General features: G+C 69.4%; 13 protein-coding genes. 7 read left to right on the forward strand and 6 right to left on the reverse strand.

Translation table 11 applies throughout. The annotated features are described in order from the left end of the window. Nucleotides 1-45: 45 nt before the first annotated feature. From yvcK to FMP39_RS35905, 4 genes are read left to right on the forward strand one after another with little or no spacing between them, the layout of a single operon-like run. Nucleotides 46-1,125 (forward strand): gluconeogenesis factor YvcK family protein, encoded by a 1,080-nt coding sequence (gene yvcK, locus FMP39_RS35890; protein WP_090495127.1) that lies wholly within the window; start codon nucleotides 46-48, stop codon nucleotides 1,123-1,125. A gap of 39 nt (nucleotides 1,126-1,164) precedes the next feature. Beyond that, a complete protein-coding gene (locus tag FMP39_RS35895) occupies nucleotides 1,165-2,283 on the forward strand; it encodes a GNAT family N-acetyltransferase (RefSeq protein WP_194858710.1) in 1,119 nt (372 codons plus the stop codon). Then, nucleotides 2,280-3,449, forward strand: a complete 1,170-nt coding sequence (locus FMP39_RS35900; protein ID WP_141594460.1) for a DegT/DnrJ/EryC1/StrS family aminotransferase — start codon at nucleotides 2,280-2,282, stop codon at nucleotides 3,447-3,449. Before FMP39_RS35895 ends, FMP39_RS35900 begins: the two co-directional genes overlap by 4 nt. A gap of 52 nt (nucleotides 3,450-3,501) precedes the next feature. Beyond that, nucleotides 3,502-4,704, forward strand: a complete 1,203-nt coding sequence (locus tag FMP39_RS35905) for a GNAT family N-acetyltransferase (protein WP_141594461.1) — start codon at nucleotides 3,502-3,504, stop codon at nucleotides 4,702-4,704. A gap of 92 nt (nucleotides 4,705-4,796) precedes the next feature. Here FMP39_RS35905 and FMP39_RS35910 read toward each other — a convergent pair whose 3' ends face one another. From FMP39_RS35910 to FMP39_RS35925, 4 genes are all read right to left on the reverse strand, one after another. Next, nucleotides 4,797-5,765 carry a tetratricopeptide repeat protein gene (locus FMP39_RS35910; RefSeq protein WP_141594462.1) on the reverse strand — a complete coding sequence of 323 codons (969 nt, stop codon included), beginning with the start codon at nucleotides 5,763-5,765 and terminating at the stop codon, nucleotides 4,797-4,799. 12 nt (nucleotides 5,766-5,777) lie between these two features. Continuing rightward, complete coding sequence (locus tag FMP39_RS35915; RefSeq protein WP_141594463.1) at nucleotides 5,778-6,302, reverse strand: cytochrome c-type biogenesis protein; 525 nt, start codon at nucleotides 6,300-6,302, stop codon at nucleotides 5,778-5,780. Between the two features lie 99 nt (nucleotides 6,303-6,401). Next, on the reverse strand, nucleotides 6,402-7,313 hold the full coding sequence (locus FMP39_RS35920; protein WP_141594464.1) for a macrolide 2'-phosphotransferase: 912 nt from the start codon (nucleotides 7,311-7,313) through the stop codon (nucleotides 6,402-6,404). 155 nt (nucleotides 7,314-7,468) lie between these two features. Continuing rightward, a complete protein-coding gene (locus tag FMP39_RS35925) occupies nucleotides 7,469-8,230 on the reverse strand; it encodes a hypothetical protein (protein ID WP_141594465.1) in 762 nt (253 codons plus the stop codon). Nucleotides 8,231-8,370: 140 nt separating this feature from the next. Here FMP39_RS35925 and FMP39_RS35930 point away from each other — a divergent pair, with 140 nt between their 5' ends. Continuing rightward, entirely contained in the window at nucleotides 8,371-9,567 is a 1,197-nt protein-coding gene (locus FMP39_RS35930; RefSeq protein WP_228558621.1) for an acyltransferase, read from the forward strand. Nucleotides 9,568-9,616: 49 nt separating this feature from the next. On the opposite strand, the gene FMP39_RS35935 is transcribed toward FMP39_RS35930, so the two are convergent. Continuing rightward, on the reverse strand, nucleotides 9,617-10,375 hold the full coding sequence (locus FMP39_RS35935; RefSeq protein ID WP_141594467.1) for a 2OG-Fe(II) oxygenase: 759 nt from the start codon (nucleotides 10,373-10,375) through the stop codon (nucleotides 9,617-9,619). Nucleotides 10,376-10,495: 120 nt separating this feature from the next. Next, entirely contained in the window at nucleotides 10,496-10,936 is a 441-nt protein-coding gene (locus FMP39_RS35940) for a MarR family winged helix-turn-helix transcriptional regulator (protein ID WP_141594468.1), read from the reverse strand. 69 nt (nucleotides 10,937-11,005) lie between these two features. On the opposite strand from FMP39_RS35940, the gene FMP39_RS35945 reads away from it, so the two are divergent. Together FMP39_RS35945 and FMP39_RS35950 are read left to right on the forward strand one after the other, a co-directional pair. Next, entirely contained in the window at nucleotides 11,006-11,743 is a 738-nt protein-coding gene (locus tag FMP39_RS35945; RefSeq protein ID WP_141594469.1) for a DUF1428 domain-containing protein, read from the forward strand. A gap of 27 nt (nucleotides 11,744-11,770) precedes the next feature. Then, nucleotides 11,771-12,442 (forward strand): YgcG family protein (locus FMP39_RS35950; protein WP_141594470.1); only part of this gene is annotated, 672 nt, incomplete at its 3' end.

The raw sequence follows: 12,442 nt of genomic DNA on the forward strand, positions 1-12,442 counted from the left end.
CGCCTGGGGAGGCGGGCTGGGGCGTCGTGGATGGGGGTAAGCGTCATGGTGGGAATGGACATGGAAGCGCCGCTGCCCGCGGAGTGGGCGGAGGCCCGTCGCAGGCTGGAGCTGGAGCGCCAGGGCAACGAGGTGCTGCAGGGGCAGGTGGACCGGCCGACGCGCATCGTCGCCATCGGCGGAGGCACGGGGTTGCCCATGGTGCTGCGCGGCCTGGCCCGGCGCGCGACACCGAAGGCCCGGGAGCCGGGCATCGACATCACCGCGGTGGTGGCCATGAGCGACGACGGCGGCAGCTCGGGCCGTCTGCGGCGCCAACACGGCGCGCTGCCTCCGGGCGACATCCGCAACTGCCTGGTGGCGTTGGCGGGTGGCAAGAACGCGCTCAAGGACGTCTTCCAGTTCCGCTTCGGCGGGGCGCGCGGCCTGGCGGGCCACGCGGTGGGCAACCTGCTCATCGCCGCGCTCGCGGAGCTGAAGGGGGACTTCATGGAGGCGGTGCGCATGTCCGGGGAGCTGCTGGGCGCCCGGGGCCACGTGCTTCCGTCCACGCTGGCGTCCGTGCAGTTGGTGGCGCAGATGCATGACGACACGGAGGTGGTGGGGGAGCGCAACATCTGCCGCGCGCACGGCCGGGTGCGCCGCGTCACGCTGAGTCCTCGCTCGCCGCCGCCCACCGAGGGCCTGCTGGAGGCCATCTACACGGCGGACCTCATCGCCATCGGCCCGGGCTCGCTGTACTCGAGCGTGCTGCCCAACCTGCTGGTGGACGGCGTGGCCCAGGCGCTCAAGGAGACGCGCGCGCTGAAAATCATGGTGGCCAACCTGATGACGCAGCCGGGGGAGACGGACGGCATGTCCTGCCTGGACCACGTGCAGGCTGTCACGGACCACGTGGGGCCGGTGCTGGACGCGGTGCTCGTCAACGGCACGCTGCCCACGGAAGAGGCGAACCGGCGCTATGCCCGTCGCGGCTCGTTCGTGGTGTCGGCCAACCCGCGGGACTTGATTGGCGCGGGCGTGGTGCCGGTGCAGGCGGACCTGCTCAAGGCAGGGTCCAGGATTCGACATGACAGCCGCAAGGTCGCCGCCTGCCTGCTGAAGATGGCCCGCAGCGGGTTGTAGCCGCGAACCTTCATCACCACCTTGGGCACCCGACACCTCATGGAAGCAAGAGACCTTTCTGCCTCGCCGCGCGTCACCGAAGTGACGGGACGCGCGGCCTTCATGTCCCTGGAGTCCGAGTGGAACGCGCTCGTGGAGGCCACCTCCAACGAGCTGTTCTACCGGCATGAGTTCATCCGCATCTGGATGGACAACTTCGTACCCGGTGTGAATCCGCGCGTGCTGACGCTGCGGGACGCGGACGGGAGCCTCGGCGCGGTGCTCCCACTGTGGGAGGAGCGCACGACGCTGCTGGGTGTACCGGCGCGGCAGCTGTCCGCGGCGGCCAACGCCCACTCCTGCCGGTTCGACCTGGTGGCGAAGGAACCGGAGGTCGCCGCGGCGGCCTTCGTGTCCCACCTGCGCTCGGCCGGTGGCTGGGATGTGCTGCGGCTCACGGATGTCCCCGACGGTGGGGCCGCCTGGCGGCTGCACGCGGTGGCGCGCGAGTCCGGCCTGCCCGTGGGCGAGTGGGAGTCCCTGCGCTCCCCGTATGTGCCGCTGCCGGCGACCCGCGATGCCTTGCAGAAGACATTGCAGTCGAAGTTCAAGGCCAACTGCCGTCGCCGCCGCCGCAAGCTGGAGGAGAAGGGCCAGCTCACCTTCGAGCGGGTGGACAGCGGGCTGGGCCTGGAGGGCGCGCTGGAGGAAGGCTTCCTGCTGGAGCAGAGCGGCTGGAAGGGCGCGCGCGGCACGGCCATGGCGCAGGATGCGCGCACGCGCGGCTTCTACACGGAGCTGGCGCGGGACTCCGCCTACCGCCAGCGGCTGGCGCTGTACTTCCTGCGGCTGGACGGCCGGCCCGTGGCGTTCCAGTACGGCCTGGAATACGGCGGGCGCTACTTCCTGCTGAAGCCCGGCTACGACGAAAGCCTGCGTGAGTGCAGCCCGGGCCAGCTCCTGGTGGATGAGGTCATCGGGAACTGCATCGACCGGGGCCTGCACGAGTTCGACTTCCTGGGGCCCGACATGGTGTGGAAGCGCGACTGGACGAACGAGGTCCGGCGCCACACCTGGCTCTACGTGTTCAATGACTCCCCCTTCGGCCAGGCGCTGTGTGCGGCCAAGTTCCGGTGGGGGCCCGCGGTGAAAGAGGTGGTGTCGCGATGGAGACGATGAAGCACTCTGGCCGGCTGTTCGTGCCGTCACTGCCCACGCTGTGGCCGCACATGCTGCTGTCTCGGCCGAAGCCCGGCGCGCTGCCGCCGTTCTCCTCGCCCAACGTCCGCTACTTCTACTTCGCCCGCAACGCCATCTGGTTGACGGTGAAGATGCTGGGGCTGGATTCGGGCGAGGTGTTGATGCCCGCCTACCACCACGGCGTGGAGGTGGAGGCCCTGGTGGACGCCGGCGCCACGCCGCGCTTCTACCGCGTGGGCAGCCGCTGGGACGTGGACCTGGACGACGTGGCCCGGCGCATCGGCCCGAAGACGCGGGCCCTGTACCTGACGCACTACGCGGGCTTCCCGGGCCCCGTCGCGGAGATGCGCAAGCTGGCGGACCAGCACGGCCTCATCCTCATCGAGGACTGCGCGCTGTCGCTGCTGTCCTCCGACGGCGCGGTGCCCCTGGGGACGACGGGAGATGTGGGCATTTTCTGCCTCTACAAGACGCTTCCGGTTCCCAATGGGGGCGCGCTGGTCGTCAACGGCCCGCGCCAGTACAGCCTTCCGGAGCCGCCCGCGCCGCCGTCCGTGTCCACCTTCAGTCACACGGTGTCCGCGCTGCTGCAGAACCTGGAGCTGCGCGGCGGCCTGGCCGGCCGGGCCCTGCGCAGCGCCGTGCGCACGCTGGGGCATGGCACCGTGAAGGCGGCCAGCATCGAGCGCGTGGCCACGGGGACGCAGCACTTCGACCGCAAGCACGTGGACCTGGGCATGAGCCCGCTGACGAAGCGGATTGCCCTGGCCCAGGACCTGGAATCCATCGTCGAGCAGCGGCGCCGCAACTACTTCTTCCTGCTGGGCCGGCTGCGCGACATCTCCGCGCCGCTGTTCAACCAGCTTCCGCCGGGCGCGTGCCCGCTGTTCTACCCGCTGGTGGTGCAGGACAAGGCGGAGGTGCTGGCGCGGCTGCGCGTGCAGGGAATCGACGCCATCGACTTCTGGAAGCGCTTCCACCCGGCCTGTGACGCATCGGCCTTCCCGGAGGTGGCGCAGCTGCGTCGCTCCATCGTGGAGATTCCGTGCCACCAGGACCTGACGCCGGAGGTCATGGCGGACGTGGCGCAGGCGGTGCGCGAGGCCGTGAAGTCGGACCAGCGGTCGAAGAAGCGCGCGGGGTGAAGTTCATTCGGGGAACAGGGGAGGGGCGGCTGCCTCTCCGGGAGGACGGGCGTTGATTCGGGAGGATGAGCTGTCGCAGGGCGCGTGGGCCGCGCACCCGTTGGAGGTAGGCGCCGTGGGCAGCCTCTCCACGCTGGCGGGGATGCGGGAGGAATGGGCCGCGCTGATGGATGCGAGCGACGCGGGGCCCTTCAACGCCTGGGAGTGGGTGTACCCGTGGTGCCGGCGCATCGCCACGGGCCGGCGCCCGCTGGTGCTGACCGCGCGCGACGCGGCGGGCACGCTGGTGGGCCTGATGCCGCTGGGCGTCGAGTACCTGGGCGTCACCGGCATCCCGGTGCGGCGGCTGAGCTTCCTGGGGGAGACACACGTCGGCAGCGACTACCTGGACGTCGTGGCGCGGCGGGGCCGTGAGCGCGAGGTAGCCGGCGCCTTCGCGCGGATGCTGCACGCGCTGCGCGACGAATGGGACGTGTTGGATTTGTCGGACCTGCGCGAGGACTCGCCCACCGTGGACGTGCTCCGGGAAACCTTCGCCAGGCAGGACGTCCGCGTGGCGCCGCGCTACGTGTGCCCGTATGACACGCTGACGCCGGGCGAGCCCTTCGACGCGTTCCTCAAGCGCACTGGGCGCCGCGACAACTTCCTGCGGCGGCGCAAGTGGCTGGCGAAGCAGGAGGGCTACCGCATCGAGCGCACGGACGCCCCGGGCGAGCTGGCGGCGCCGCTGACGGACTTCTTCCGCCTTCACTCGGCGCGGTGGGCCGCGGATGGGGGCTCGCAGGGCATCAAGGGCTCGGGCGTGGAGGCGTTCCACCGCGATGCCACGCAGTTCCTGGCGGAGCGGGGCCGGCTGCGCCTCTACACGATGAAGGTGGGCGGCCAGGCGGTGGCGTCGGTGTACGGCATCCTCCACCGCGACACCTTCGTGTACTTCCAGTCCGGTTATGACCCGGCGTGGCGCAATCGCAGCGTGGGCCTGGTGCTGGTGGGCGAGACGTTCCGCGACGCGATGGAGGCCGGCCTGACGGAGTACGACTTCCTCCGGGGCACCGAGACGTACAAGTCCGACTGGGTGTCCAAGCAGCGGCGCACGCTGTCCGTGCGGGTCCATGCCGGGACGTGGGAGGGGCGCTGGTTCTCCCAGTCCGAATCCCTGGCGCGCCTGCTGCGCAACGGCGCCAAGGCGGCGATGCCGGACACGCTGGTGGAGAAGGTGCGGCGCTTCCGCCGTCGGCGGGCCGCGGTGCACTGAGCGTCGAAAACGCCAGCGGCGCCTGCCTCGACCACTCCGGGTGGTTGGGGCGGCGCCGCGGGTGCTTGCCGGTGAGGGCAGGGGGCTGGGCGTCAGGGCATGTCGCCAGCGACCTCCGCGCGAAGCTGGGCAATCGCAGGGCCGAGCTGCGGCGGCTGCATGTTGCGCGGCACTTCCACGGAGAACCGCTCGAAGTGGGCCAGCGCGGCGGCCTTGTCGCCGCGGCGCAGGGCGAGGCTGCCCAGGAAGATGAGCGCCTCCTGCGCGTCCGGCCAGGTGTCCACCAGCTCCGTCAGCTCCGCTTCGGCGCCGGCCATGTCGCCCTGGGTGGCGCGAAGCACGCCGCGGTGGACCTTCAGCTCGACGTTGAAGGGGTCCGCCGCCAGGCCCTTCGCGGTGACCTTCACGGCCTCGTCGAACTGCTGACGGCGGATGAGCTCGTGGCTCAGCAGCGCCGCCGCGTCCACATCTCCGGCGTTGGCATTCAGCCGCGCGCGAGCCTCTTGCATCTCCGGGCCTTCCTGCATCGGGTCGTCCATGCCCGCGCCCTGCTGCTGCGCGGCGGCGCCGCCCGGGGGCATACGGCCGGTGGCCTCCATGCCGTCGGTGCGCGTCTGTTGCTCGGAGACGAGCAGGTAGCCCAGCCCACCAAAGAACACCACGATGCCCGCGCCCCACAGCGCGCCCACCAGTTGCGGATTGCGAGACGCCCACCCGGTAGGGGCCGGAGCCTGGGGACGGGGGCGGGCGCCCTCGCTGGAGGCCTTGCGCTTGAGGTGCTCGTCCTTCGCGCGCAGCGCCCCGGCGGCTTCGCGCTCCAGGCGGGACTTCTCGGCGGCATACTGCTCGGCGCTCTGGTTGTGCTTCTCCGCTTCCAGCGCGCGGAGCTGGTCGATGAGGGACTGCGCGCGCTGGGTCAGGTCATCGAGCACGCCGTCGCGGGGCTCGGCTGACGCAAGGGAGCCCTTGCGGCGCTGAAAGAGGATCCAGCCCGCCGCCAACACGAAGGTGACGGCGAGCACGATGATTCCGGGCAACCAATTCGTCGTCTGCGGCTGCATGGCCTGGCGCTCCTAGCGCTCGAGCTCCCGGCGCACGGCCTGGAGGTACGGGTCTTCTTCATCCGCTGGAGGCGTTCCAGCGGGCGCGGCCGGGGCCGCCGTTTCTTCCGAAGTCGTGGCCGCGGGCGGGGCCTGCTCCGTTGTACCCGCGCCGCGCTGGAGCTGCCGCCAGATGACGAAGGCGCCCACGGCGACGAGCCCCACCGGGCCCAGCCACACGAACCAGTTGAAGCCTTCCGCGCGGGGGGACAGCAGCACCCACTCACCGTAGCGGGCGACGAAGTACTCGACGATTTCGGCGTCGCTCTTCCCCTCGGAGACGAGCTCGCGAATCATGTCGAGCTGGGCGCGCGCCATGGAGGACGGGCTGTCCGCCACGGACAGTCCCTGGCACACGGCGCACCGGAGCTGCTTGCCCAGCATCTGGGCACGCGCCTCCAGCTCCGGCGCGAGCGGGTCACTCCCCGCCTGCTGGGGCGCGAACTGGCCGGTGACGAGCGTGAAGGCGAGGGACAGGGACAGGAGGGCAGCGGTCATCGAAGCTCCATCGAGCCGTCCCTACCTAGCGCCCCAGGCCGTGATTGGACAGTGAAACCTGAGCGGCGGGGAGCTCGCCCGCCGCCCGGCCCGCTGTGCCTACATGGCCGCTTCGGGGTTCAACTGCGCCTGGGCGGCCGCCCGGTGCTCTGGCAGGCCGGTGGTCAGCGCGAAGAGGGCATAGCCGGCGGGTGAAGCCGCGAGCAGTTCCACACAGTGGTCGCCCAGGCGGTCTGGGACCTGCCCGCCCGCCTTCACATAGGCGTCCACGGTGGCCTCGAACGCGGCGTCCACACCGAGCATCTTCTGGAAGATGAAGTCGCGCGCCGGGTCTCCTACCTTCGCGGTCGTCCAATCGAGGACGCCGGTGATGGTGTCGTCCGGCGCCAGCAGGACATGGGCAGGGTACATCTCCCCGTGCGTCAGCGTGACGAAGCGGGGCCAGTAGGAGTCGTCGCCCAGCCAGCGCTCCCAACGCTGGTGGAGGGCGGGCGCCACGTCGAAGGCTTGCTTGATGCGAGCAATGTCGGAGGCCCAGTTGGCGCGGACCTGGTCGGGCGTCTCGACGATGAGGCCCGCTCGCCGGGCATCCTCGACGTCGATGGCATGCATCCGGGCCAGGAGCTGGCCGAACTGGCGGGCATAGACGGGGGACTCGCGGTCGAAGTGCCACACGGGCTCGCCCGAGGTGGGGTCCAGCGTCAGCCCGGGCCTGCCCGGCAGCGCCGGATAGGCGATGAGGTCCCGGTGTGCGACATGCCACCTGGGAACCGCCACGCCGAGCCGGGGACCGATGAAGTCGAGAATCTTCTTCTCGTCCGGGAGCTTCGCGGAGACGTCTTCACGCCGGGGGATGCGGAGGACCCACTGGGTGTCTTCGAGGTCGCGCGCCATCACGACGCGATAGTCCAGTCCGGCCTCGTTGACCGACAGGGTGTCGGGTTTGAGCTTCAGTCCGTGGTGGCCGGCGAGCTCGACAAGCTGGGAGGCATCGTTCGGGGCGGAGGGCATCCAGGGCGTCCTTTCAGGCCTGCACGGTCATCATGCTGGCCGCGCGGGCCACGGCTTCGGGGGGACCATGGTCGCCGGGGAGACGGGCTCCGGCGAGCCATGCGTGAGGCGCCCCGACCCGGCCTGGGCACGCTTCCTGACATCGCGGCCGGGAATCAGAAGCGCCCGTCCACCAGCAGTCCCCCGGAGTTCGGGCCGAAGACAGGCGTCAGGCGGGCCTGGATGACGTATGGCCGCTTTCGTGGGCCTGGGGCTGGCGCGGGGACATCCGACAGGCCCAACTCCTGGCGAAGGCGTTTGTTGTGGCCATCCGCCAGTTCGCGGGCCTCGCTGGAGGCGATGGGATGGGGGTTGTAGAAGATGCCCCACCCCAGCAGCCCTACTCCCACCAGGCTCACGCCCATTCCCACGAGGAACATGTTCCGCTTCCGGTCGCCAGCCGCGAAGTTGCGGTCGATGCAGGCCGAGAAGTCGGGGCCGAGCTCGCAGTCTTCGGACTGAGCGCCTGGTGTGGCGATGCCGTAGACGAGCCCGCCAACCATCACGACTCCCCCGACGATCTTCAGGGTGAGCTTGGTGGCGCTTCTCGACTGATACTCCGCAACGAGGTCGTCTCGGCCGAGCTTCTGATAGAACGCCTCGCCCTCTAGTGGCTTCTTGTATTTCCCCTCATACGGGACGGTCCAGCGGCTCGGCGGGCTCCTGACGGCCAGTGGCGAATACGAAAGCGTCACGGCGATGTATTCATCGAACCCGATGTGCCGGAGCTCATATTGCTCCAGCGCCTCTTCTCGGCTGAGGGGCGGGTTGCTCTCGGCGATGGGGGCGGGGCTTTCCGCCTCTTCGTTCGCGAGCGTAGGAGTGGTGGTCAGGAGGGCAATGATTGCCACGAATCGGAGCATGAGCGCGCGCTTCATATGGGAAGTGCCACGACGACTGCAAGGCCATGGCCTGACGTGCTTGCCTGCCGCGACGTGCGAGGATTTGCCTCGGTGAACAGGTCCTGAAGGGCTCGGGTGGGATGCCTCCACCGTTTCCAGCTATGGTCCGCCCCGAGATGAAGACCGAACCCTCGGAGCCGCTGCACCTGCCGGAGTACCTTCCCGCGTTGGACGGGCTGCGCGGCGTGGCGGTGCTGATGGTGATTGCCTATCACTCACTGACAGGGCTGCGCAGCGCGTCGCTGGGCTCGCTCTTCCAGGTGGGCTGGGCGGGCGTGGACCTCTTCTTCGTCCTCTCTGGCTTCCTGATTACGCGCATCCTCGTGCAGACGCGTGAGCGTGGAGGCTACTTCCGTACCTTCTACGCGCGGCGGGCGCTGCGTATCTGGCCCCTGTACTTCCTGGTGCTGGCCTTCTCCTTCGGCATCATGGGGCGGCTGCTGCCGGCCCTGGCCTTCGATACCCAGCGCTACTCCTGGGTGACCTACGTGCTGTACCTCCAGAACCTTTGGATGACGGACTTCGGTCCCGCGCCCATCAACGTGACGTGGTCCCTGGCCATCGAGGAGCAGTTCTACCTGGTGTGGCCGCTGCTCGTGTTCTTCCTCCGGAACGGGCAGCTCCGCGCGCTCCTGTGGGCGTGTGTGCTGCTGTCCCCCGTGGCGCGCCTCGCGGCCCTGTGGGAGGGCGCGGCGCCCATCCAGGTCTACACCTTCACGCTGTTCCGTCTGGATGGACTGGCGCTCGGTGGACTGTTGGCGCTGGGCGTGGTGGATGGCCGCGCCACGGCGGACGGCCTGTCACGATGGGGCGCGCGGCTCGCGGTGCCCGCGTTGCTCGTGGCCTGCGGGGTGTCCCTCGTCTTCTTCGGCCAGGGCGCCGCCATTCACATGGCAACGGCGCTCACGGGGCCGGGTGGCCCGCAGGTCCGCGTGCTGCTGGTGGCGGGCCTGTACACGCTTTGGGCGGTGGGCTTCGCCAGCCTGCTGGGGTGGGTACTCTCCGGGCGCGCGCGGGTGCTCCAGGCCGTGTTTCAATGGCGGCCACTGCGCTTCGTGGGGCAGGTGAGCTACGGGCTCTACCTGTTCCATGCGCTCGTCATCCCCGCTGGCGGCATTTACACGCGACCGCTGTTCTACCGCTTCATTCCCTCGACTTTCGTCGCTACCGCGGTGGGCATCCTGTTCGAGTACGCGGTGCTGCTGGCGCTCACGCTCGTTTCGTGGCGCTTCTTCGAGAAGCCCTTGCTGCGTCTCAAGGACCGATTCACGCATCCGGAAGCCGCGGGGAAGGCCGTGGCTCCCGCGGCTTGAGGGTTGGCGCCAGCGCGGACGAGCGCCGTACCGCGAATCGACGTGCCAGCTACGAGCGCGGTGGTGCCCAGATGGCGCTGTGGGGCTCCGGCGCGTTGGGGGCTTCCTCCGCGGTGTAGAAGTAGGCCGCGACCGCGGCGCGCCCTCGTCCCTCGGGGCACGCCAGCGCGGTGGGGTGTCCGTGCCAGTGGTCGTCGCCGTGGGCCATCACGACCAGGCGATCCAGGAGGGGGGCGATTCGCGTCTCGCACCGGGAGAGGTCCGCGGTCCACAGCTCGAGGTCCCCTCCCCAGGCGGGTTCCCAGTCGGGGTTCAGGTAGTAGAGGACGGTGAGCCGGCGGGAGAGCGCGCGGAAGCGATCGCGGTTGAAGTCGGCGTGCAGCGCCAGATGCCCCCCACGCAACGTGAGGTGCAGCCCGGCGCCTCGGAAGTGCGGATCCGGGATGAGCCCTTGCACCCCGGTGAGTGACTCCAGGAAGTCGATGAACGCCATGCCGGAGAACTCCGAAAGCAGGTGCCGGAGCGCTCCGGGGACGTCTTCGAACGCCTTGCGCTGAAGCTGTCCCAGTCGCGCCGCCTGTTCGGGGTGGTCGCGTCGCTTCCAACTTGCCTCGGTCGCGCCCGGGAAGACCGCGGCCAGTTCGGACGCCAGCGGTCCCCCCAGGAAGCCATCGATGACGGCGTGGGGATGAGGCCGCGCCGCGCCGTAGCTGGCGCGATGGGCCAGCGCGAGCGCGCGGAGCGCCGTGCGGCTGAAAAAGAAGCTCGGTCCTCGCAGCGGGCCTTCTTCGTGGGTCGCGATGCTCACGGGCCCCCTATAGCAGAACGTGGGGCGCACGCTGCCGGCGCCAGGGCACCCTGGCGAAGGCGACCGAGTCTGGAGCCGCTGCCTCCGGGCGCATCATCGCTCTGGCGGCTAGACGAGGACTCAGGAGAGCGCACGCAGCCCAGCCCGAAGGGCGTCGATATCGGTTTGCGCCAGCAATCGCTCCGTCTCCTCGTTCATCCTCTCCCAGTGGGGCAGCGCGGATTGAAGGAGCTGGAGCCCGGCGTCCGTCAGCGTCAGCAATCGCCCGCGGCGGTCGGCCGGGTCGACGGTGGTCTTCACCAGCCCGCGCCTTTCGAGCGGCTTCAGGTTGGCTGTCAGCGTGGTCCGGTCCATCGCAAGGAGCTCCGCGACGGGGCCGATGGACGGCGGCTGGGGGCGATTGAGCGACATCAGCAGTGAGAACTGTCCATGCGTGAGGCCCACGGGGCGCAGGGCTTCATCGAAGCGCCGCGCCAGGGCGCGCGCGGCCTGCTGGACCACCAGGCACAGGCAGTGGTCACGGACGTGAAGCGTCGTGGCGAATGGGACGGCTCTGGGCATTGACAAGGGTGATTATGTTGGTATCAACCTTTCTTGTCAAAGCAAGAGTACCCCCGCTGGAGAGTTGCCATGGCCTACATCGACGGATTCGTGATCGCAGTCCCCTCGGCGAACAAGGAGGCGTACCGGCAGACCGCTAGTGCCGCCGCGCCGCTGTACAAGGAGTTTGGTGCGACGCGCTTCGTTGAGAGCTGGGGGGACGACGTCCCTGAAGGCAAGGTCACCGACCTGCGGCGCGCGGTGAAGGCCGAGCCGGATGAGGTCATCGTCTTCTCCTGGATTGAGTACCCCAGCAAGGCGGTGCGCGACGAAGCGAACGCGAAGGCAATGCGTGACCCAAGGATGGAGGCGATAGGCGCGAACATGCCCTTCGATGGGAAGCGGATGATCTTCGGCGGTTTCGTTCCCAGCATCCATGAGGCCGGAGCGGGCAGGCCCGGCTATGTCGATGGCTCCCTCGTGCCGGTGCCGGTTGGAAACAAGGAGGCCTACCATGCCATCGCGTCCCGTCTCGCGGCGGTGCTGCTGGAGCATGGCGCCATGCGCGTCGTCGACGCGTGGGGAGACGATGTCCCCGACGGGAAGGTCACTGACTTCAAGGGCGCGGTGAAGGCCACCGCGGATGAGCAGGTCGTCTTCGCTTGGATTGAGTGGCCGTCGAAGGAGGCGCGCGACGCCGGGTGGGGGAAGGCCATGGCCGATCCGCGCATGCACCCGGGCAGCATGCCCTATGACGAGGGCCGCAGGTCCCACGGCGGTTTCGTGCCGATGCTGGTTGAGACGGCGGCGACGGGCACGGGCGCATAGACCCTGAATGGGCTAGCGTCGACACCCATGCGCACTTGGATGTGCTGGGTGTTCCTGGCTTGTTGGGCCCTTGGCGTTCCAGCCCTGGGTGTCACCGTGAAGGAAGTGCCGCGGCTCGCGGCCAACGCATGGTCCGTGGACACGACCAGGACACTCACGCCGCAGACGCTGGCGGAGGTGGACCAGCTCGGCAATGCCTTGGTCCGTGATGGCCAAGGCCAGCTCGCGGTGGTGGTGGTCGACTCGACGGGACGCCAGCCGCCGCGCGCCTTCGCGCTGGAGCTCTTCAATCGGTGGGGGCTGGGCACGGCCGGTCGTGACGACGGCGCGCTGCTCTTCATCGCGCTCGACGACCGCGCTGCGGAGATCATCCTGGGGGATGGCGTGGATGGCCCGAATGAGCAGGCGCGCAGTGACGCCATCATGGCGAACGACGTGGTTCCCGCCTTCAAACGGGGCAGTCCGGACGACGCGGTGCTGGAAGGCGCTCGCGGGCTGCATCAGCTCATCGTGACCTCGGAGCTCAATCAGCCTCGCAACGCCGAGGAGGCCGCATTGGCATGGGATCCCAGCCTCGAGGAGTCCGCATGGTCGGAGGACTCCGCCGTCACCATCGTGTCTGAAGGACCGAGTGAGCCGGAAGGTGACCTGAACGTTCCCGCCCTGGCGGGAACGTTCAGGTCACCTTCCGGCTCACTC

This window comes from Myxococcus sp. AB056, assembly GCF_006547365.1.
Lineage (GTDB): Bacteria > Myxococcota > Myxococcia > Myxococcales > Myxococcaceae > Myxococcus > Myxococcus virescens.